General features: G+C 60.0%; 17 protein-coding genes, 1 tRNA gene and 1 pseudogene. 7 read left to right on the top strand and 12 right to left on the bottom strand.

The window, feature by feature from the left end; all coding sequences use genetic code 11:
* The first annotated feature begins 437 nt into the window (after positions 1-437).
* On the top strand, positions 438-671 hold the full coding sequence (locus ABZS45_RS06605; protein ID WP_070517043.1) for a hypothetical protein: 234 nt from the start codon (positions 438-440) through the stop codon (positions 669-671).
* A 144-nt stretch (positions 672-815) separates the two neighbouring features.
* Here the strand turns inward: ABZS45_RS06605 and ABZS45_RS06600 are convergent, their stop codons facing one another.
* From ABZS45_RS06600 to ABZS45_RS06580, 5 genes are read right to left on the bottom strand one after another with little or no spacing between them, the layout of a single operon-like run.
* Positions 816-2,588: an ABC transporter ATP-binding protein gene (locus ABZS45_RS06600; RefSeq protein ID WP_070545080.1), complete on the bottom strand. Its 1,773-nt coding sequence runs from the start codon at positions 2,586-2,588 to the stop codon at positions 816-818.
* Positions 2,581-4,329 (bottom strand): ABC transporter ATP-binding protein, encoded by a 1,749-nt coding sequence (locus ABZS45_RS06595; RefSeq protein ID WP_216379927.1) that lies wholly within the window; start codon positions 4,327-4,329, stop codon positions 2,581-2,583. Before ABZS45_RS06595 ends, ABZS45_RS06600 begins: the two co-directional genes overlap by 8 nt.
* A 7-nt stretch (positions 4,330-4,336) precedes the next feature.
* Positions 4,337-5,806: an ABC transporter ATP-binding protein gene (locus ABZS45_RS06590; RefSeq protein ID WP_216379926.1), complete on the bottom strand. Its 1,470-nt coding sequence runs from the start codon at positions 5,804-5,806 to the stop codon at positions 4,337-4,339.
* On the bottom strand, positions 5,803-6,474 hold the full coding sequence (locus tag ABZS45_RS06585; protein WP_366511210.1) for an energy-coupling factor transporter transmembrane component T family protein: 672 nt from the start codon (positions 6,472-6,474) through the stop codon (positions 5,803-5,805). Before ABZS45_RS06585 ends, ABZS45_RS06590 begins: the two co-directional genes overlap by 4 nt.
* Before the next feature lie 50 nt (positions 6,475-6,524).
* Positions 6,525-7,160, bottom strand: coding sequence for an MptD family putative ECF transporter S component (locus ABZS45_RS06580; protein ID WP_216379924.1), 636 nt, complete (start codon positions 7,158-7,160; stop codon positions 6,525-6,527).
* A gap of 140 nt (positions 7,161-7,300) precedes the next feature.
* Here ABZS45_RS06580 and ABZS45_RS06575 point away from each other — a divergent pair.
* A pseudogene (locus ABZS45_RS06575) lies at positions 7,301-7,578 on the top strand (IS481 family transposase); the annotation flags it as partial.
* A 21-nt stretch (positions 7,579-7,599) separates the two neighbouring features.
* Here the strand turns inward: ABZS45_RS06575 and ABZS45_RS06570 are convergent.
* The 5 genes from ABZS45_RS06570 to ABZS45_RS06550 all read right to left on the bottom strand — a co-directional run bounded on the left by ABZS45_RS06570 (position 7,600) and on the right by ABZS45_RS06550 (position 10,175).
* Positions 7,600-7,672: transfer RNA gene (locus ABZS45_RS06570), tRNA-Arg, on the bottom strand.
* 70 nt (positions 7,673-7,742) lie between these two features.
* Positions 7,743-8,030: a mycoredoxin gene (locus ABZS45_RS06565; protein ID WP_216379917.1), complete on the bottom strand. Its 288-nt coding sequence runs from the start codon at positions 8,028-8,030 to the stop codon at positions 7,743-7,745.
* Positions 8,030-8,575, bottom strand: coding sequence for a dihydrofolate reductase (locus tag ABZS45_RS06560; protein WP_216379916.1), 546 nt, complete (start codon positions 8,573-8,575; stop codon positions 8,030-8,032). The genes ABZS45_RS06565 and ABZS45_RS06560 overlap by 1 nt, the downstream gene beginning before the upstream one ends.
* Positions 8,575-9,381 carry a thymidylate synthase gene (locus ABZS45_RS06555; RefSeq protein ID WP_216379915.1) on the bottom strand — a complete coding sequence of 269 codons (807 nt, stop codon included), beginning with the start codon at positions 9,379-9,381 and terminating at the stop codon, positions 8,575-8,577. Before ABZS45_RS06555 ends, ABZS45_RS06560 begins: the two co-directional genes overlap by 1 nt.
* A gap of 35 nt (positions 9,382-9,416) precedes the next feature.
* Positions 9,417-10,175: a 3'(2'),5'-bisphosphate nucleotidase CysQ gene (locus tag ABZS45_RS06550; RefSeq protein WP_412099152.1), complete on the bottom strand. Its 759-nt coding sequence runs from the start codon at positions 10,173-10,175 to the stop codon at positions 9,417-9,419.
* A gap of 34 nt (positions 10,176-10,209) precedes the next feature.
* Between ABZS45_RS06550 and ABZS45_RS06545 the strand changes: the two genes are divergently transcribed.
* The 5 genes from ABZS45_RS06545 (at position 10,210) to ABZS45_RS06525 (ending at position 18,977) form a co-directional block, all read left to right on the top strand.
* On the top strand, positions 10,210-15,165 hold the full coding sequence (locus ABZS45_RS06545) for a DEAD/DEAH box helicase (RefSeq protein ID WP_412099151.1): 4,956 nt from the start codon (positions 10,210-10,212) through the stop codon (positions 15,163-15,165).
* Between the two features lie 87 nt (positions 15,166-15,252).
* Positions 15,253-16,521 carry an alpha-hydroxy-acid oxidizing protein gene (locus ABZS45_RS06540; protein ID WP_412099150.1) on the top strand — a complete coding sequence of 423 codons (1,269 nt, stop codon included), beginning with the start codon at positions 15,253-15,255 and terminating at the stop codon, positions 16,519-16,521.
* Positions 16,522-16,548: 27 nt separating this feature from the next.
* A complete protein-coding gene (locus ABZS45_RS06535) occupies positions 16,549-17,376 on the top strand; it encodes a DNA-formamidopyrimidine glycosylase family protein (RefSeq protein WP_412099149.1) in 828 nt (275 codons plus the stop codon).
* A gap of 67 nt (positions 17,377-17,443) precedes the next feature.
* Positions 17,444-17,857, top strand: coding sequence for a YccF domain-containing protein (locus tag ABZS45_RS06530; protein WP_412099148.1), 414 nt, complete (start codon positions 17,444-17,446; stop codon positions 17,855-17,857).
* Positions 17,858-17,909: 52 nt separating this feature from the next.
* The gene (locus ABZS45_RS06525; RefSeq protein ID WP_412099146.1) at positions 17,910-18,977 is read left to right on the top strand and encodes an HNH endonuclease signature motif containing protein; all 1,068 of its coding nucleotides are present in this window, start codon (positions 17,910-17,912) and stop codon (positions 18,975-18,977) included.
* Positions 18,978-19,136: 159 nt separating this feature from the next.
* On the opposite strand, the gene pgi is transcribed toward ABZS45_RS06525, so the two are convergent.
* Both pgi and ABZS45_RS06515 read right to left on the bottom strand, forming a co-directional pair.
* Positions 19,137-20,771: a glucose-6-phosphate isomerase gene (gene pgi / locus ABZS45_RS06520; RefSeq protein ID WP_412099145.1), complete on the bottom strand. Its 1,635-nt coding sequence runs from the start codon at positions 20,769-20,771 to the stop codon at positions 19,137-19,139.
* A 101-nt stretch (positions 20,772-20,872) separates the two neighbouring features.
* Positions 20,873-21,766: a trypsin-like serine protease gene (locus tag ABZS45_RS06515; protein ID WP_412099144.1), complete on the bottom strand. Its 894-nt coding sequence runs from the start codon at positions 21,764-21,766 to the stop codon at positions 20,873-20,875.
* Between the last annotated feature and the right edge of the window lie 21 nt (positions 21,767-21,787).

The following is a 21,787-nucleotide window of genomic DNA, read 5'->3' as shown; positions in this document are numbered from 1 at the left end:
CGGAATGGGTGTCCTGGTATTCGCGATTATCGAGGGCCCGACCTAGGCTGGTGGGAGCCCCAATCCTCATTCAGCTTCTTTGGCTGGACCTGGTTCGAAAACGCGGCTATTTCACCGGTTCCGCTAGGGCTCACGGTTTCGGCCGTGGGCTTCGCGCTGTTAATCAGGTCGGAAAAGCACCGCGAGCGGGGTCACCGCTCGGTGCTGTTGTATCTTGAATTGTTTTCTTATTCCACGTTCTCGTGGGACAATATCACCGCTGGTGCGGTAGCAATCGGCGAGTTTGCCATCATCTTCGTGTTGCTGCTGTACCTGATTAATACGTTGGACCTCTGCACGGTGTTGTCTGGCCTGGTGCTGGCAGCCACGGCAATCGGTGCATTCTTCTCCGTTGCAGCAGCCCCCACGTCGCGGCACGGTACGGGGCGCCTGGCACCGTGCTCATTGGGCTCGGCTTGGAAGCCGTCGGCGTCCTTATCCTCGTCCTGCTTATGGGGCCGGATACGAATGGTTGGATCATCGCCGCGCCGCTGACCCTGTACGGCTTGGGCCTAGGGTTCGCCTCCGCGCAGCTGACCGGCACGATGCTGCGGGATATTCCCGTCGATGACTCCGGGCAAGCCTCCGCAACGCAAACCACCGTGCGCCTGGGGCAGTGGTGTGGGCCTTAAGCGAAGGCATGGCCAACGCCGCGCAGTGGTCGCTCGTAGCCGCTACTGCATTCTTCGCTTCGAGCTTTGTCGGTGCACTTAGGGTGCTCCGTGCTGCGGCGGAGAAGGGTGCCCCCGCAAACAACGCCGATCTCGGTGCCCGCGTTAATCGCGTCCCGAACTGATTCTCCACCCGCGTGCTGCTTTGCGTTGCTGCCAGAAGTGACGGTAGATACCGGGGACATCGGAAAGCTCAGAATGCGTGCCTAGCTGGCTGACTTGCCCGTGTTCATCCAAGACTACGATTTGATCAGCAGATTTGATTGTATCCAGCTTATGGGCGATGACAATAAAAGTAGATTGCTCCCGTAGCTCGTCCATCGCAGCAAGAATGTTTGCCTCATTTTCTGCATCGAGCGCGGAGGTCGCCTCATCAAAGAGTACAATCGGCGCTTGCTTGAGAAGCGCGCGAGCTACAGATACACGCTGGCGTTCACCACCGGATAGAAGCCGCCCGCCTTCACCAACAGGAGTATGCCACCCTAGGCGGTTGGCAATAGAAGTCACGCCTGAAAGATCAGCTGCGCGGAAGACTTCCTCATCGGAGGCGTCGGGACGACCAACGCGGATATTAGCGATTAACGAGTCGTCGAAGAGGTAGACATCCTGAAAAACCATGGACAGTCTGGACATTAACTGTTCGGTTCCAAGCTCGCGGATATCTACGCCGTCAACCATCACCGCCCCGGAATCTACATCCCAGAATCGCGAAATAAGGCGCGCAATTGTGGTCTTTCCGGAGCCAGAAGGACCGACAATGGCGGTAACGGTGCCTGGTCGAGCATGGAAAGCGATATCTACCAATACTGGTTTATCGCCGTATCCAAACGTGACATTACGCAGCTCTACACTTCCCGAACCATCGCCTGGGCGCGGAGTAGTGGGTTCCGGTAGGGAAGGGGCATCGGTGATGAGCTCAGTTTCTGTGAGCGCGATACGGCCGGCATCTAAACCGACGAAAGAAGAACCCAGCTGCTCAAGCGTGCGGGTAAACCTCAAGCTGATTCCGATGATCGCAATTGTTTCTAGTGGCGATAGGGCGCCTTCAACGGCAAGATCCGCGGAGACCATAATGAGAGCCACAATGAAGATCTGCACTACTATGCCGTTGAGTAGCAAAGCTAATGTGGATACCCATAGCTCGCGTATTCGTGCTTTATGGTCGATTTCTAGCGCTTGCTCTAGTGGCGCAAAAACTTGTGATTGTCCTGCCGCGCGCAGGGCTGGTTGACGGTTAGCAAATTCTACGATGCGCTGGGAGAGCTCTTTACTCGGCCCCAGTGCGCGGTTCGATGCTTTCTCACGAATCCATGCAGCCAACTGCATCACCACGAGCGCCAATGGTGCGATGATAAGAAGGACCAAGCCCAGCTTCGGGTTCCAGAAACACGCTCCTACTAACAAGGTGACAAGTGCCGCGCTATCGCGGTATATCGTTCCTTGAATATGCGCAATGGTCTCGGCCGCCACCATAAAGCGATCTGAAACGAGGCGAGATAGGCCGCCGGTATTAGCCGGTACGAACCAGCCGAGCGGTAGCGTTGCTAATTTATCGCCCACAGTCGTGTGCGCGGCTCGGATGAAATCCAAGGCCGTGTGGTAAGAGGCCATGGTTGCGAAAAATCGTAGCGCAAAAGCTACGAGCGCAATTGCCAAAAGCGTCCACATCCATGGTGCGATCGTCGTATCCCCATCGAGTGCCTTTGTAAGTGGCACGAGCGTGAGAACGGCGAGGCCATCAAGCACGCCAACGATAAGCGATAGACAAGCATACCTTTTATTGAGCTTATGGCCTACAGGACTTTGCAGCTTTTTGACACTGCGAGTGAGTAGCGGATCACGAAGACGCGAACTAACAGGCGTAGTGGCATTAGACATGAGAATTATCCTTCATAGGCTTGAGGCAGATTATTTGGTCTGCTCCTTGGATGGACTCCGGCTTGTGGGCGATGACTAAGACGGTCTTGCCTCTGACGAGTGTGGCTAGAGCTGCTTGAATTTCTGCTTCGCAGTCAGGATCAGTTGCCGCAGTAGCTTCATCCAGGATCAAGATTGGGGCATTGGTAATGATTGCCCGGGCAATAGAAATGCGTTGCTGTTGTCCACCGGATAAAGAGGTGTCCTCACCAACAACGGTGTCGAGCCCAGCCGGTAAAGCGCGAATATCAGCAGCTATGTGCGCAGCCTCTGCGGCTTGCCAGATCTCTTCATCGCGGGCTTCTGGGCGTGCAAGGCGAATGTTTTCCCGAATACTCATACGCAGTAAGTGAGGATCTTGTAAGACGAAAGCCACAGTGCGGTACAAACTGTCGAAAGTGAGATCACGGATATCCACGTTGTTGATAGTGATTGTGCCCGAATCTGGATCCTGGAAACGCGCCAACATCGTTGCTGCTGTGGATTTGCCAGACCCGGAGGGGCCAATCAATGCCGTGACAGTGCCTGCATTTAGTTGCGCAGAAAAGTCTTGGAGGACTGGTGTGTCTGGGGCGTAGCTAAAGCTGACCTTATGGAACTCCACCTCCATGTCTTGACTATTGGCGTCGAGGCTCTTTTGGCCTTCTTTCACATGGGAAATTGTCATGACTTCATCAAGGCGCAACGCCGCATTGCCAGCGAGCTGGTAAGACCACATCATTTGGCCGACGGTTTGAATCGTGCCCGGGAGCACCAGCGCAATTAACGTTGTTGCGATGACTTCAGCGACCGTGACATAGCCACCAGCTATCAGCAGGGAACCCACTCCTAGATTGATAAGGATGAGGACAGGAACCGCCACCACAGACTCTGAGATTGCGGAAACACGCAGAAGCGGACGTACCCACTCGTAATAGAATTCCGCGAATTTTTGGGCAGCTTCGCGATATCGAGCGTGGGCTTTGCCAACGGTGCCGAAAGCCTTGACGACGGAAATACCTTCGGAGAACTCCACCGCAGTCGCAGAGACCTCACCCAGATAATTATCCATTTCCGCAGTTTTTGTGCCCATATCTTTCATTGAATATGCTTGGATTGCTAGGAAAAAGGGCACAGTGGCAATAGAAAGTAGACCAAGGCGCCAATCCAAGATAAAGGCATAAACCAGAAGCGCGAGGGGCGTAAAGATCGCGGCGACCTTCTCTACAGGAGCATGGGCTGTCAGGGTGTGCAGAGTTAACGTATCGTCCTCGACGGCTTTGCGGACTTTGCCGGAATTAGTCTGGCTAAACCACGAGAGTGGTGCTTTCGCAATAGCGGTAATAATTCGGCGCCGGTTAATCCCCACCAGCTTTGCATCAGCGAAGTGGGTGATTGCAAGGGCAAGGAAATAGAAGAATAGCTGGCCCAAAAATGCAGCAAGTAGCCATTTCACAATGGACGCGACGTCATCAGTATTGCCGTCGATTAGAGCATTTCCCAGTGCCACCAACGCGACGTAGGGTGCTACGGCGAGTACCGAGGATATAAGCGCGAGAAACTGTGCGAAGTAGATGGTTGTTTGCACTGGGGCCAGTAGTTTTTTTAGAGCGACCTGGCCGGCTTTTAGTTTTGCGCGAGCCTCTTCTTCCGGTGACGCACCGTGTGATTCTGGTGCGTGGGTTCCGCTTGATTCTGTGGAACTTTGTTTTAGTTCAGACATTTCTTTCTCAATTCTTGTTGATGTCAGTCATATCGATGATTCTGGTGACTGATTCTTGGATGAATTCGTGGTCATGGGTGATGACGATGACCACTGCTCCGCTTGCTGCAAGAGATCGAAGTAGCGCAGAGATGGATTGCAGTTGGCGCCAGCCCACGCCAGAGGTAGGTTCATCGAAGATGTAGATCGCTGCTTGCTCGGCTTGGGCTGAAGCTATGGCTAAGCGTTGCCGTTGCCCACCGGACAGAGACTGCGGATGCCGTTGGGCCATTCCTGCCAGATCGAGGCGATGGAGAATCTCATTGACATCGATGTGGTCCCGCTTCTTCTTTGCCAGTCCGAGCGTGACTTCTTCTTCGGTGGTGGCTGCGAATAATTGGCGGCCAACATCTTGCATCACCATGTACGCGGCACGTCTGCGGGCAGCCGCTCCGACTCGTTTGCTGTTCAAACGGAGACTACCGCCGCGTTTGGGAGAAGCAAGACCACAAATGATCCTGGCGAGGGTGGTTTTTCCAGCGCCGTTGGGCCCGATTAAGGCGGTGACTTCGCCGCTGGGGAAAAATGCGTGGTCAATGTTTAATACCTCATGTGCGCCATAAGAAAAACAGATGTTGCTTAGCTCGAGTCCGCTCCGCTGGGGATCGGCGTTTTCGAGCGTGGGTGGTACCGGCACGCTCGCGGGCAGGGGAACATGGTGTAAGCTGCGTAGCCCCAATTGTTTGCGTTCGGGTTCGTCTAAGGCATAAAACTCCTGAGCGCGGAAACTCCGCGTTATTTTTCCCTGAGTCAAGTAAATAACTTGGTCAGCGATATCTTTTAAGAAAAAGAGACGGTGATCAGCGATAATGATCGTTGTGCCTAATTCCTTCAAGCGGTGTAGCACGCGTGCAAGAATATCGATGCTTTCCATAGAGAGATTGGACGTGGGTTCATCGAGAAGCACGAGACTGCCCGGGGACACAAGCGCGCATGCGCATGCCATGGTTTGTAACTGCCCACCGGATAATTCTTTGAATCGCCGGCCCCGAAGATTGTTAATGCCTAGTAGCTCGACCGCTGATTGAATCCTCGACTCAATTTCTTTGGGATCTACACCAAGGTTTTCTAGCCCGAAGGCCAATTCTGCATTGACGCTTTCAGTGAAAAATTGTGTCCTTGGATTCTGGAATACTGAGGCGCTGAACTCGATGGCTCGGGACAGCGGTTCTTCCGCAGGGGTAAAAGCCTGGTCATCCTTTATAATAGTGATGGTGCCTAGTAGCTCTCCTGGATTGAAATGGGGGATGAGTCCGTTGATCAACTTGAGTACCGTGGACTTTCCCGATCCGGAATCACCGGTAATCAGTAGACACTGTCCTGGAGAGACAGAAAAAGACACATCAGATACACCTTGAATGCCTGGCCGAGCTCCCAATGGATATGTAAAAGAAACGTTGTGGGCGTCTACACTGGTTGCGATACTGCGTTCGTTCATAAGTGGACCTCCGTGGGAAGCCAGACAGAGGCAACAACGAGGCCCAACCCAGCTAGTGCAGTTGCATCGACAAGCTTGAAGGAAAGATCGGCGGTGGTGGTTGGGCGTGCGGGTCCTCCCAATCCCCGGACAAGAGCAGAGGCAGCGAGCTCATCACCAGCGCGGACGACGGCACCTAATAAGGGGATGATCAACATCGCGGACGATTGTGTGGGCTGTGTGATCCAGCTTTTTACTCCAGGCTGGAGACCCCGAAGGACCATGGCATCGCGGATGGCTTTGGCTTCTGCCACGATGATCGGCAAAACGCGCAGGAATACCGCCGGTGGAGTGGTGGCCCAGCCTGGTAAACGCAGGTCCCGCAGTGCTGAGGTCAACGTGGATGGTGTGAGAGTGAGCAAGCCGAATGTGCCGATGGACATGCTGATGACAAAACGGCTTAGCCACGAAAAAATTGCCGCTGAAAAAGCGAAAAATGTGGAGCCAGGAAGCTGTAATAGGCCCCAGTACCCTAGATAGGATAATGCAAAAGCGAACAGGCAAATAAGACCATAGTGTGGCTTTACTGTAGCTAGTGCGATGGAGCTGAAAGCGATAGAAATCAGCAGTGTCGGTAGGTGGCCGTGGCTGAGAGCTACCGCATTGATTACTAGAACAGAAAGCAGCACGGTCCGTGGATCGATCGAAGATCGATGAAGCACGCCCTGTTTTTGCAGGCTCACAGGAGACCAGCGCTTTCAAAGTGTTTGCGGCTGACGCGAACTCCGACCTTTCCTCCGATAAAGCCGACGATGAGCGCACAAATGGCCAGTACTCCAATGGTCCATGGCTGGAAGATATCCGACATGGCATCGGCATATTCTTGACCCATTTGGTCTGCGATATCGACGTAGTAGGAGTCCGTATCCAGAATTAGCGGGATAAAAGGCATAGAAATCCAGACACAGAAGACGCTGTAGGCAATAGGGAAGGATTTGGCAATACTGAGGTGGCTTTTTGTAATAATCAAATCCGCGATAAACCCTAGAATTATGCTTCCCAGCAGGGTCCAGAAGTAGTGTCCGGTGAGCATGAATGCTAGTCCGTTAATACCACCGACGAGGGTGAAAGCACCCATTTTGGGCGTGCGGGCGGCATAAAGCGCTAGCACGATTCCGTTTGCGATTGCCGCGATGAACCATCCAATAAACATGAATTGTGGTCCTGCGAATCCAATCATTCCGCTTACAAAGGTGATTACAAAGTAAAGTGCAGCAAAGATGCCAGCGTTGATGAGATCTCTGGTGTTTAAACGTGCCGTCGACCCACTGGATGAGCTTGCACTCCGTGCGGCCGTAGAGGACTGTTGGGTCATAGTAAACCTCGATTTATGAACAGCAGGAAAGGTAAGGCTTACCTAAGTTAGGTAATACTGTTTATAAAACATTTCAAGTTTTGATCTGAAGATTCACCCTTAATGGGGGTGAATGCAGATAAGTAGACATCAAACCAGACCACGACTACCGACTAAGTACCGACAAAATCGGCACCAACGGCAAGACAACCCTGCGATGGGGAGGCAAACTACGCCGCCTCTACATCGGACGCAGATGGGGCGGGGAACCAATCACCATGGTCTGCATCGACAACCACGTCGACGTCAAAATAGCCATCACTGGGGCACAAATCGCCGCCTACACACTCACCGAAGAAAAGATCTACTACAACTAGAAAGACAACGAACTCAACCCCAGTCGGGGCAACTAAAAAATCTCGAGACACCGACCGGAACGATGTCTCGAGACTTCACAGCGTGCCCCAGAGAAGATTCGAACTTCCGACACCGGCTTTAGGAGAGCCGTGCTCTATCCCCTGAGCTACTGGGGCGGGGTGCGTTGCGCACCTAGGTAAGAGTAGCAGCCCCGCGTGGGGCGGCGGTAAATGCGTCGCCTTTGGTTTATTCGCCGGACAGCTCCGCGTACTTGGCGCGGACCTCGCTGGCGGAAGGATTGGTGGCGTGGGTACCGTCGGAGTAGAGGACGGTCGGAACGATGCGGTTGCCGTCGTTGACGGACTCGATCCACGCATTGATGTCTTCGGTGCCGTCGGCTTCGACGTCGACGAGCTCGTATGGGGTTTCGGTGCGATCCAGGTTTTTGATCAGCTTTGCACAGAACGGGCACCAGTCGGCAAAGAAGATGGTGACGTGCTCAGTGGTTTCGGGAGTGGCAACGTTGGTGCTCATTATGCAGCAGCCTTTCTGTCGTAGGTGAGGAATCGGTATTTCATGGGCAGCTCACTTGGAGGCTGCCCGGGGATGGTGAGGTGGCCCGAGGCTGAGGTCAGCCAATCGCTATCGACAGATAGGCTGAACTCCTCCGGCACTTTCGGGGCCAGTACGACATCTGCGCCGTAGGCATCGCCGACTTGTACACCCATGAGGGTGAGCTCGATGGTATCCACGCGCTCGAGGGCGGAATGGTAGAGCTGGCCGCCGCCGATGATCCAGGCGTCGCCAGGCGCAGCATCAAGCGCGGCGTCGAGGTTATCCACCACGGTGGCGCCCGCAGACCACTCGCCGGGCTCGCGGCTAGAGAGCACGATGTTCTCCCGGCCTGGCAACGGGCGGAACTTGGGGTTGAGGGACTCCCACGTCTTGCGGCCCATGATGACAGGCGCGCCCATGGTCACTTCCTTGAAGTGCTTCAGGTCCTCCGGCACGTGCCAGGGCATAACCACGCCGTCACCAATGACCCCGTCGAGGGACTGGGCCCAGATTGCGCCCAGCATTAGACGGACACCTGTGCCTTGATGGTGGGGTGGGGGTCGTAGCCGATGACCTCAAAATCTTCGAAGTCATAGGAGAACATGTCCGGCGCCTTGTGGAGCTTGAGCTGTGGGTACTCGCGGGGCTCACGGGAGAGTTGCTCTTTGACCTGCTCGATGTGGTCGTTGTAGATGTGGCAATCGCCGCCGGTCCAGATGAGATCGCCCACCTCTAAACCTGCTTGCTGGGCAAACATGTGGGTCAGCGCGGCATAGGATGCCAAGTTGAAGGGCACGCCCAAGAACATGTCGGCGGAGCGCTGGTAGACCTGCATGGACAGCTTGCCGTTAGCGACATAAAGCTGGAACAGCAGGTGGCAGGGCATGAGCGCCATCTTGTCCAACTCAGAAACGTTCCACGCGGAGACCAAGTTGCGGCGCGAATCCGGATTGTTCTTGAGCGTATCCAGCGCGACCTGAATCTGATCGATGTGCTGGCCATCCGGCGTGGGCCAGGAGCGCCATTGCACGCCATAGACGGGGCCTAGCTCACCGTCCTCATCGGCCCACTCGTTCCAGATGCGAACCTTGTTCTCCTGCAACCACTTCACGTTGGAGTCGCCACGCAGGAACCACAGCAACTCACCAATCACGCCGTGGAAGTAGACCTTCTTGGTGGTCAGCAGGGGAAAAGACTCCGCCAGGTTATAGCGAAGTTGGGCACCGAACAGGGAGAGGGTGCCGGTGCCAGTGCGGTCGCCCTTGGGCGCGCCTTCTTCGAGGACGCGGCGCAGGAGGTCCTCGTACGGAGTCTCAATCATGGTCGCCATGATAGCGCTCTTGCGTCCGTGCCACGCGCGTGGGGTTAGTACCCGCCGTTGGCCTCAGCGTAGGCGGCGGCGTGCTCCAGAATCTCCTCTGCCAGTTCCGGGCGGCAGATCAGAAGATCCGGGATGAAGGTGTCCTCGTTATTGAACTTGATGGGGGAGCCATCCAGGCGCGAGCAGTGCAGGCCCGCGGCCAAAGCCACGCCCACCGGGGCGGCCTGGTCCCACTCGTACTGGCCGCCGGCATGGATGTATCCGTCATAGTCACCCAACAACACGTGGATGGCCTTCGCACCCGCGGAGCCTACGCCGACGGTCTCAAAGCCCATCTTCTCCGCGACGTAATCCGCTACCTTCGGCGGACGATTACGAGAAACCACGAACTTCTTCGACAGCGGGCCGGTCACCGCGCGCACGTCGGAGGACTTAAAGGTCACGCCCATGTCCGGCATGCCGACGGCCGCGTGGATGGGGGTGCCGTTTTCGACCAGAGCGATGTGGACGGCCCAGTCCTGGCGGCCGGTAGCGAACTCCTTCGTGCCGTCGAGCGGGTCAATGATCCACACGCGGTCCTTCTTCAAACGGCTTAAGTCATCGGCAGCCTCTTCCGACAGGACGCCGTCCTTGGGACGGTGCTGCTCAAGGACGCGGGAGATCCACTCCTGAGCGGCCTCATCGCCGGCATCACCCAGCGCCAAGCCGCGCAGCAGGCCACCGTTGCGCACGCCTTTGAGGATCTCACCGCAGCCAGCGGCGAGGGAATTAGTTAGACGGGAATCAGAAATCTCAACGGTCATAGTGACCAGATTAGCGCGCGCGATACAGTAGGGCATGTCCAAAAACGTTCTGGCGAAGTTCCGCCCGCAGGTGGCCGGGTGGTTCCAGGACGTTTTCGCCGCCCCCACCCCCGTCCAAGAGCAGGCGTGGGAGGCGATTTCCGGTGGTGCGAATGCGCTGGTTGTGGCGCCAACCGGCTCCGGTAAGACGCTCGCAGCCTTTTTGTGGGCGCTGAATTCTTTGGTGGAGCGCGAGGGCCAAACCGCGCTGCCATTGAGCAATGAACCTTCCCGCGAGGGCGCTCATGATGGCGTGAGAGTGCTGTATATCTCACCACTGAAGGCCTTGGGCGTGGACGTGGAAAATAACCTGCGCGCCCCGCTCAACGGCATCGCTCGCACCGCCGAGCAGCTGGGGCTGGAGGTGCCGGATATTACCGTCGGCGTGCGCTCGGGGGATACCCCGCAGGCAGAGCGTGCCCGCCAGGTGCGCAAGCCACCAGACATCCTCATCACCACGCCGGAATCGGCCTACCTCATGCTCACATCCAAGGCTGCGGGGATTCTGAAGACCGTTGATACCGTCATCATCGATGAAATCCACGCCCTGGCTGGTACTAAGCGCGGCGTGCACCTGGCCCTGACTTTGGAACGCCTCGGGCTCATCGCCGGGGAGTTCCAGCGCATCGGGCTGTCGGCGACGGTGCGTCCGCTGAGTGCTGTCGCGAACTTCTTGGGCGGCGACCGTCCCGTCGACATCATCGCACCGCCTGCCAAGAAGCGTTGGCAGCTCGACGTCCACGTGCCAGTCGAGGACATGTCGGACCTGCCCACCCCGGAGCAGGGATCCCCCATCGGGGAGGCGACTGTCGACGATCCCCTGGGCATCACTCAAGGCCCCCAAGACGCGTTGCGCGTAAACGCGCAACGCAAGGAAGAGAGCGGGGTAGGAGACTCCGCCCTGCCCACTGCGAAGTCCATCTGGCCCTTCATCGAAGAGGAGCTGTACGCCGAAATCATGGAGCAGCGCTCCACCCTTGTCTTCGTCAACTCGCGTCGCACCGCCGAGCGGCTTACCAGCCGGCTCAACGAGCTCTATGCCCAGGAACACGATCCAGATTCCTTGAGCCCAGCCACCCGGCGCGACCCGGCCCAGCTGATGAAGCAGGTCGACGTCGCCGGCAAGGCCCCCGCCGTTATCGCCCGCGCGCACCACGGTTCGGTGTCCAAGGATGAGCGCGCGTTGACGGAGACGATGCTCAAGGAAGGCACGCTCAAAGCCGTGGTGGCCACGAGCTCCCTGGAGCTGGGCATCGACATGGGCGCGGTGGAGCTGGTGGTGCAGGTGGAATCCCCACCCTCGGTGGCTTCTGGTCTGCAGCGCGTGGGCCGCGCCGGGCACTCCGTCGGCGTGGTCTCTCACGGCTCCTTCTATCCCAAGCACCGCGCGGACCTCGTGCAATCAGCACTCACCGTCGCCCGCATGGAGGAGGGCCTCATCGAGGAAATGCACGCCCCGCGCAACCCGTTGGATGTCTTGGCACAGCAGACGGTGGCGGCGGTGGTGGCGTCGGCAAGCGCGGGCACGAGCGAGGGACTCGAGGCCGACAGTTGGTACGACACCGTGCGCCGCGCCTGGCCCTATAAGGATTTGGCGCGCGAGGTTTTTGACTCCGTTCTGGACCTGGTCAGTGGCGTGTATCCTTCGACGGATTTTGCGGAGCTGAAACCGCGGGTGGTTTATGACCGCGTGACGGGCGTGCTCACCCCGCGCCCCGGCGCGCAGCGTGTGGCGGTGACCAACGGCGGCACGATTCCGGACCGCGGCATGTTCGGTGTCTTCCTCGTGGGAACTGGTGAAGCCGGTTCTGCGCCGCGCCGCGTGGGTGAGCTCGATGAGGAAATGGTCTATGAAACCCGGGTGGGAGATATCTTCACTCTCGGCGCGACGAGCTGGCGCGTGGAGGAGATCACGCGCGACCAGGTGTTGGTGACACCCGCGCCGGGGCACACCGGGCGTTTGCCTTTCTGGAACGGTGACCAAGCTGGGCGTCCCTATGAGCTGGGCAAGGCGCTGGGCGCATTCCGGCGGGAGGCGCTCGCGGACCCGTCGGTGGTGCGTGGTGCGGATGAGAACGCGCGGCGCAACATCGCCGCCTACCTGCAGGAACAGAACGAGGCCACCGGGATCATCCCGGATGAAAGGACGCTGCTGCTGGAGCGCTTCACGGACGAGTTGGGGGATTGGCGCGTGCTGTTGCACACCCCGTTTGGCCGGCCGGTGAATGCGGCGTGGGCGCTGGCGGTGGGGCAGCGCGTGGCGGAGCGTACCGGGATGGATGCACAGGCCGTGGCGGGCGATGACGGCATCGTGCTGCGCCTGCCGCAGGGCGAGGCGGATCCGGATGCCGCGCTCTTTCTTTTCGACGCCGATGAGATCGCGGACATCGTCACCGAGCAGGTGGGCAACTCCGCGCTCTTTGCCTCGCGTTTCCGGGAGTGCGCCGCGCGTGCGCTGCTTCTGCCGCGGCGTAACCCGGGCAAGCGCGCGCCCTTGTGGCAGCAGCGCCAGCGTGCGGAGCAGCTTCTCGACGTCGCCCGCAACTACCCCTCGTTCCCCATCATCTTGGAGACGGTGCGCGAGTGCGTACAGGATGTCTATGACCTGCCGGCTCTGACGGAGGTCATGCGCGAGTTGGCGCACCGCCGCGTGCGCATCGCGGAGGTCACCACGGAGCAGCCTTCGCCTTTCGCGTCCTCGCTGTTGTTCAACTACACCGGCGCGTTCATGTACGAGGGGGACTCGCCCCTAGCGGAAAAGCGCGCAGCGGCCTTGGCATTGGACCCGGCGCTGTTGGCGAAGCTGTTGGGCACGGTGGAGCTGCGCGAGCTTCTCGACGGCTCCATCATCGCCGAGGTCCACGCCCAGCTGCAGCGCACCACTCCGGAACGTCAGGCGCGCACCGCTGAGGAGGTCGCGGACCTGCTGCGCGTGCTCGGCCCCATCCCGGTCGAGGAATTCGGCGCGCACGCCACGGTGCCATTGAGCGCACTCGATGCGCTTGGTGCTCGGATCATGCGGGTGCGCATCAACGGCCGCGAGCACGTGGCGCAAGCGCTCGATGCGCCGCTGCTTCGCGACGGCCTGGGCATCCCCGTCCCACCCGGCATCCCCGCTCAACAGTCCACGATTACCGATGCCGCGGACCAACTGGTCAGCCGCTGGGCTCGCACGCGCGGGCCATTTGTGGCGCGCGATGTGCAGGAGGCCTTTGGCCTGTCAGCTGCGGTGGCGCACTCGACGCTGAATGGGCTGGACTCCATCCTGGCGGGGCACTACCGGCAAGGCGTGGAGGAGCAGGAATATTGCGCGGCGGAGGTGCTCAAGGTCATCCGCTCGCGCTCGCTGGCGGCTGCCCGGGCGGCCACGCAGCCGGTCTCGCCCGCGGCCTTCGGGCGTTTCCTCCCGGATTGGCAGCAAGTGGCCGCGGTGGGCCGGCGCCCGGTTCTGCGCGGGGTGGACGGCGTCTTCGCCGTCATCGAGCAGCTGGCCGGCGTGCGCCTGCCGGCCTCGGCCTGGGAGAGCCTCATCCTTCCTGCGCGGGTAGGGGATTATTCGCCGACCATGCTCGATGAACTCACTGCCAGCGGCGAAGTCCTCATTGTGGGTGCGGGCAAGGCCGGCTCCAACGACCCGTGGATCATGCTGCTGCCGGTGGATTATGCCGCGCAGCTCGCCCCGCAGGTTTCTGCGGAGGAGGCTGGCGTGTCCTTGCTGCAGACTCAGCTGCTGGAGGCCTTGCAGGGCGGCGGCAGCTACCTCATCTCCGATATCCAACCGCAGTTGAGCGGTACGCCTGAGGAGGTCAGGGAGGCGCTCTGGGGCCTGATGGAGGCAGGCTTGGTCAGCCCTGATTCCTTCGCTCCCGTCCGCGCCCACCTGGTCGCAGGAGGGCGCGCCGGGCGTGCGGCGCATCGCGCGCGGCGTCGGCCAACGCGCTCGCGCTTACGCATGGGGCGCACGTCCTTTGCGCAAGCACACAATGCCTCCAGTACGCCGACCGCGCCCGACGTGGTGGGGCGCTGGTCGCTGTCCGTTCCCGCGGCCACGGATGCAACGTCACGCTCCATCGCCCACGGCGAGGCCTGGCTAGACCGCTATGGTGTGCTTACCCGCGGCTCTGTGGTGGCCGAGGACGTCCTGGGTGGTTTCGCCTTGGCTTATAAGGTGCTCTCCGGTTTTGAGGAATCCGGCAAGGCCATGCGCGGCTACGTTATTGAGGGCTTGGGTGCCGCGCAGTTCTCCACGCCCGCGGTCATCGACCGCCTGCGCGGGGTCGATGATTCCCCGGACGTTACAGGCTGGCCCTCCGGAACTCGCGAGCCGCAGACGTATGTTCTGGCCGCGACGGACCCGGCCAACCCTTATGGCGCAGCGCTGTCTTGGCCGCCGACTGATGCTGGCGACTCTGGTGCCCGCCCCACCCGCGCCGCGGGTGCCTTGGTGGTGCTCATGGATGGCCTGCCGGTGGCTCACTTAACCCGCGGCGGAAAGACGCTGACGACGTTCTTCAACGCCTTGCCCGAGGACATCGAGCGCACGGAGGTACTAGCCGCGGTTCTTGCAGGCCTCAACGAGCTGGTGGCCGCCGGGCGCTTGAGCAAGCTGGTCATTGAGAAGGCGAACGGGCGGCCTATCTTCGAGTCAAAGCTTGGTGGCGAAATGCGCGGCTTAGGAGCGGCGCTAACCCCGAAAGGCGTGCGCATTACCGGATCTGCCCACTCTGCCCCCTCCGGTCGTTCGGGACAGCACGGCCAATCTGGAGAAGCCGCGCGTTCTACCGAGCCTTATCGTCCTGCACGTCGCGGTGGGCGTCGCGCCGTCGATGCAATGGAGGAACTGTCCTTCGATGATCCGGAGAACGGAGCTTCTGAGGACTTGGGGGACCCGGGTGCACCCGATACACCGGGGAGCCCGGGTGGCTTCCGCCCGCGCCGCCGCCGGCGCTGAATCTTATTCCGCAGCTTTTCGGCTTCGCGCATTTCCTAGGTCTAACCTCAGAAGTTGATAGCCCAATAGAAAAGGAGTCTTATCGCCATGCGGCTGAAGCGCCAATTGCCTAACGTGTCCGAGCTGAAGAACCTCATGCGGTTCGAAGCGCCCAACCTCGACCGCCGGGCTGCCCGCCTGGCGGAGGCCGCTGATGTGTGGGATCTGCGCAAGATAGCCAAGCGCCGCACACCGAAAGCAGCCTTCGACTACGTCGACGGGGCCGCCCGCGACGAGGTCAGCTACCGCGAATCCCGCGATTTCTTCCGGGACGTGCGCCTCATGCCGAACGTGCTCAACGGCGCACACGACATTTCCTTGAGCACCGAGATTGCCGACGAGCCCGCGACCCTGCCCTTCGGCATCGCGCCGACCGGCTTTACCCGCTTCATGCACGCCGAAGGCGAGGACGCCGGTTCCCAAGCCGCCCGCGACGCAGGCATCCCGTTTACGCTCTCCACGATGGGCACGCGCTCGGTGGAGGAGGTCGCGGCGTCGCAAGGCAATAGCGGCCGCCGCTGGTTCCAGCTCTACCTGTGGAAGGACCACTCCGCCTGCCAGGAGCTCATGGAACGCGCGGCGGCCAACGGCTATGACACCCTGGTGGTCACCGTGGACACGCCCGTGGCCGGCCAGCGTCTGCGCGATACCCGTAACGGCATGCGCATCCCACCTCGCCTGACCGCAGGCACCGTCTTCGACGCCGCCTGGCGCCCGGAGTGGTGGTTCAACTTCCTCACCACGGACCCGGTTACTTTTGCCTCCCTGACCTCGACCACCGGCACCCTGGGCGAGCTGGTCAACACCATGTTCGACCCGGGCCTCAACTTCGAGGATCTGGCGTGGATCCGCGAGTCCTGGCAGGGCAAGCTCTTTGTCAAGGGAATCGTCAACCCCGAGGATGCCCGCAAGGTCATCGACCTCGGCGCCGACGGCATCGTGGTGTCCTCCCACGGCGGGCGCCAGCTCGACCGCGTGGTCAACACCCTTCAGGCCCTTGAGACTGTGCGCGCAGAAGTGGGCCCGGACGTGGAGATTATCTACGACTCCGGCATCATGTCCGGCGTCGACATCGCCATCGCGCTGGCTCTGGGTGCGGACTTCGTCCTCATCGGCCGCGCCTACCTTTACGGCCTGATGGCCGGCGGCAAGGAAGGCGTGGACCGCGTTATCGAATTGCTGGCGGAGGAGTTTAAGAACACCCTCCAATTGCTCGGCGTGAAGAGGATCGAAGACCTGGGCCGCCAGCACGTGGTCACCCCGTGGGAGCCGGGTGCGCTGGCATTCGGTGCGGGAAAGGATGCGCCGGTAGAGTAGGCACCCGTTTGGTGAGGAGGTTCTGCCGTGCCCGAGGGTGATTCCGTTCTGCAGCTGTCGAAACGGCTGCAGTTCATGGAAGGCCGGCGCGTAACCCATTCCTCCCTGCGTGTGCCGCGCTATGCCACCGTGCGTTTCGACGGGTTGGTGTGCGAGGAGGTCTGGCCCTATGGCAAGCACCTCTTCATGGACTTCGGCGGCGAGCTGATCTTGCATACTCACCTCAAGATGGAGGGCACGTGGGCCATTCACTACGCCGGTGACCGCTGGCGCAAGCCCGGCCACAGCGCGCGCGTAGTGCTACAGATGGAGAACACCCCGCGCGATATCGAGATGGTGGGGCATTGGCTAGGGCTGGTCGAGGTTTTCCCTGCCCGCGAATTTGAGCAGCGCATGGCGCACTTGGGCCCCGATATCCTCGCGCCGGAGTGGTTGGAGGGTGGCTTTGAGGAGGCCGTGCGCCGCATCGAGTCCCGCCCTGAGCGTAGCATCGGCGCGGCCCTCCTGGATCAGCGCAACGTGGCGGGCTTGGGCAACGAGTACCGCGCCGAGATCTGCTTTCTGGCGGGCCTTCATCCCGCGACGCCGGTAGCGCTTGTCGACGTGCCCCAGATCCTCACCCTCTCCCGCCGCCTCATCTGGGCCAACCGCGATTCCCCGGTGCGCGTGACCACCGGTGTCAAGCGGGCAGGGGAGACCACGTATGTCTTTGGCCGCAACCGCCGGCGCTGTCGGCGCTGTGGCACTCTCATTGAGAAATCCACGCTGGGTGGCGTGGACGCCGGCGGCGACGAAGGCGAGTTGGAGCGTGTGATCTGGTGGTGCCCACACTGCCAGCTACAATCAGGCATCTAGCGTGCCTGCCAAGCGCGCATTTGTGCGTGCCAGCCGAGGCCGAGCTCACGTAGCTAGGCTGGGAAGCATGAAAACGCTCCTCAACATCATCTGGTTGCTCACCGGCGGCATGTTCCTGGCCCTGGGCTACTTCCTTCTGGGTATTCTGGCGTGCATCCCCATCGTGACGATTCCCGCTGGCGTGGCCTCGATGCGCATGGCGAACTTCGCGCTGTGGCCCTTTGGGCGCTCCGTGGTGCAGCCGGTCAAGGGCACTGGCGGCATGTCGGCTTTCGCGAACGTCGTGTGGTTCCTGGTGGCCGGCCTGTGGCTCGCCATTGGCCACGTCACCACCGCAGCAGCCCAGGCGGTGACCATCGTAGGCATCCCGGTGGCTCTAGCCAACCTGAAGATGATCCCAGTGACCTGCTTCCCCTTCGGCCGCAAGATCGTGGATTCTGACCACATCCCCTTCGGCTGGGAGTCGATGATCAAGCTCTAATGTCACTGTCTCCGGTTGCGGGGTGGCCCAGGGTGCTTTAATGTTCTGGGTTATGGGGGATTTGGAGACCTATTTCTCCTACCGCAACTCGGGGATTTCTTTGGTGGAGCAGGCGGTAGGAGGCGAGAAACACTTACGCACACTCGGCGCTTCACCTGCCGACGCTGCCGAACTGGCACGCCTGAACCACATTTACTTCGGCACTACGAAGTTCACGGGTAAGCAACGCACTGCCCGTACCCGGGCCGCAGAGCAACGCCACGACCTAGCCACATTAAGCCTGATTGAGTCCTACACCAAGAAGCTGAAGAACCAGCTACACGCGTGGAATCTACGGGTCAAGCTTGCCAGCACACCCGCCCACAGCATCCCGGCCGTGGCAGCCAAACGTTTAAAGGAGCTCAAACCTAAACGCGTACCCACGCCCGGTGTGCGCATGACTTATCGCGCTGACGGTCCACATTCACTGACCATCACCGATGATCCGATGACAGTGACCGAGATGCGTGGCGTGCTGGAATCCATCAATCAGAACAACCTACTGGAAGCGGCCAAGCACGTCTTCTTCAACAAATCCCACGGCGGTACCAAACCTGCTGTTCTCACCAGCGTGGTTGTCACCTTGGATAAGCTCGACAAGATTGTCAGCGGCGACGGTGACGACATTGTTCTGGAGCTGACTAACGGTGGCCGGATGACCGGTGCTGAGTTTTTAAACTATAAGTTTGCCGAGATCGGCTACGTCACCCTGGTCCACCCCACGATCGGGCCGGTGTGGTTGCACCGTATGAAACGCCTAGCCGGGTTTGAGCAGCGAATGATGGCCAGTGCCGAGCATCCGACCTGTGCCAGAAAGGGCTGCAATAAACCTGCTGATTATGCCCACGTGCATCACCTGGTGCCGTGGAAAGCAGGAGGTACCACCGACCCGCCGAATCTGACCATGTTGTGTGCATATCACAACGGCATCAATGATGATGACCCGGATAAACCCACCGGTGCCGGCTATGTCTTCCGCCTTCGCGGCGAAGTAAGCTACATCCCACCCTGGGCAGAACCAATCACCGCCCAGGCGGCGTATCAAGCCGCACAACGCGCACTCGAACCACCTGGCGGGTAAAGCGCCACGCGGGTTCGTCCACAGGGACTGCCCGACAGGTAAATTGCCTCGCGGACGCCCATAAGGGCCTCCGCGGCGTTGGCGATCCCACACGTCGATTGCGCGTTAAAAACGCGTGAACCCCCGACCGTTCGGCCGGGGGACGTCGCCAAGCAGTGCTTAACGGTGGCTGCGGTACCAACCGATCAGAGCATCGGTGGAGCCATCGCCGGATGCGGCTTCCTCCTTGCCAGAGACTGCCGGTGCCAGGTCATTGGCTTGCTGCTTGCCCAGCTCCACGCCCCACTGGTCGAAGGAATTGATGTCCCAGATGATGCCCTGGGTGAAGACGATGTGCTCGTAGAGCGCGATTAGCGCGCCGAGGGTCTGCGGGGTGAGCTCCTCCGCCAGGATGGTGGTGGACGGGCGGTTGCCCGGCATCACCTTGTGCGGCACGAGGGCTTCGTCCACGCCCTCAGCGGCGATTTCCTCAGCGGTCTTACCAAATGCCAAAACCTTGGTCTGCGCGAGGAAGTTACCCATGAGCAGGTCATGCATCGAACCGGTGCCATCTGCAGTGGGGAAGTCCTCCTTCGGGCGGGCAAAGCCGATGAAGTCCGCCGGGATCAGCTTGGTGCCCTGGTGCATGAGCTGGAAGAAAGCGTGCTGGCTGTTGGTGCCTGGCTCGCCCCAGTAAATCTCCCCGGTGCCAGCGCTCACCGCAGTGCCGTCGCGGCGCACGGACTTACCATTGGATTCCATGGTCAGCTGCTGCAGGTAAGCAGGGAAGCGGCCGAGGTCCTCGGAGTAGGGCAGCACCGCGTGGGTCTGCGCACCGAAGAAGTTCGAGTACCAGACACCGAGCAGGCCCATCAGAGCCGGCACGTTCTGCTCCAGAGGAGCGGTGCGGAAGTGCTCATCCATGGCGTGGAAGCCTTCGAGGAAACGCATAAAGTCCAGTGGGCCAATGGTGCACATCAGGGACAGACCGATGGCGGAATCGACGGAGTAGCGCCCGCCGACCCAGTTCCAGAACCCAAACATGTTCTGGGTATCGATGCCGAACTCCGCGACCTTCTCCGCGTTGGTGGAGACCGCAACGAAGTGCTTGGCGACGGCCGACTCATCACCATCAAACTGCTCGATGAGCCAGCGGCGAGCGGCATGAGCGTTGGCCAGGGTTTCCTGGGTGGTGAACGTCTTGGACGCGACGATGAAGAGGGTGGAGCCGGCATCGAGGCCGTCGAGAGTCGCGGCGAGATCTGCCGGGTCGACGTTGGAGACGAACTCTGCGCTAATACCCGCTACTTCGTAGGAGCGCAGCGCCTTGGCGGCCATGGCGGGGCCCAGATCGGAGCCGCCGATGCCGATGTTGACGACCTTCTTGATGGTGTGGCCCGTATGCCCCAGCCACGTGCCGGAGCGCAGCGCGGTGGCAAAGTCGCGCATGCGTCCAAGGACTTCGTGGACGTCGGCGGCGACGTCCTGGCCGTCGACGCTCAAGTCCTTTTCAACAGGCAGGCGCAGCGCGGTGTGCAGCACGGCGCGGTCCTCAGTGTTGTTGAGATGCTCGCCGGCGAACATGGCATCGCGGCGTCCTTCGACGTCCGCGGCGCGGGCGAGGTCTACCAGCGCGGTGACTACTTCCTCATCGATGAGGTTCTTCGACAGATCCACGTGCAGGCCCGCAGCATCGAAGGAAAAGTCTGCGGCGCGGGAAGCGGAGTTGGCAAAAAGCTCACGCAGGTTGAGGTCCTTTTTGCTCTCAAAAAGCGAGGTGAGCGCGGCCCACTGCGGCTGAGCGGTGATGTCCATTGCAAAAGCCTTTCTGGCAGGTAGCAGACAGGAAACTTACTGTTTCCACCGTAGTCCAGAAATCTCTTCGGTGCCGAGGCAGAAGGCTGCGCTGCTAGGCGCTAGGCATAGAGCTTCAAGTCGAATTGCTTCATCGTGTTTCCGATCTCCATGGCGCCCACTTCGATGTCAGAGGGATCTTGGTCATTGCCGAAGGACAGCACACCAACGGCCCAGAGCTCGCCATCGATGTAAGCATAGACTGGTCCGCCACTGTCGCCTGGGGCGCTGTCATTGCCGAAAGTAAACAGCCCTTGATCCTCGTGGCGGTCGATGAAGTTGCCGCAGGAGACTCCTCGCGTGGAGCCGGCGCGGCAAATTGTGGGCTTCGTCAAAGCAACGTCCTCAAGGGGCAGCCATCCTGCTAAAGGAGCGTTCAGAGCAGGTGAGGTCGAGACTTGAGCGGCCGGATTGGAAACCTCAATAAGTGCGATATCGGCGGAGTTGATCTGGTCCGTATTGGTATTGCGGGCCTCCAGCACCATCTCACCAATCTTCACGTTGTCACCAGAGTGGTCCTGGTAGAAAAAGGTGTCTCCCTTGTCACCGCAGTGGCCGGCGGTCAGGATAAAGAGGCGCTCGCCGTCGCCAACGAAATGACCAGCCGAACATCGATTATCGCCCGCGGCGTTATAAATAGCTGCTCCAGGCGTCAACAACCCCACGGTCATGAAGTATTCAGCTGCTTCTGGCTGGGCCAGATCCACGCGGGGTTCGGGGCGCTCCGCTTGGGGGATTTCGGTGGTGTTATCCCAGAGAGAATCGCTGTCGAGGACTTCTTCCGAACCTCTATTTGTTCCGGAATCCTGCGTGCGGCCGGAATTACCAATAGCGGGAAGATTCAGAGTCGTGGTGGTGATGGAAGCGACGTGGGAAGAAGAACCGCTGCAGGCGGTCAATACGAAGGCGGAGGTAGCCGCGGTGAGAGCTGCAGCGAGACGAGAGAAAAAGCGCATGAAGAGAGAGTAGCTCACGGC

This window comes from Corynebacterium aurimucosum (assembly GCF_046895345.1).
Lineage (GTDB): Bacteria > Actinomycetota > Actinomycetes > Mycobacteriales > Mycobacteriaceae > Corynebacterium > Corynebacterium aurimucosum_G.
The sequence above is the reverse complement of the archived record's forward strand: the minus strand, read 5'-3'. Positions and strand labels throughout refer to the sequence as shown.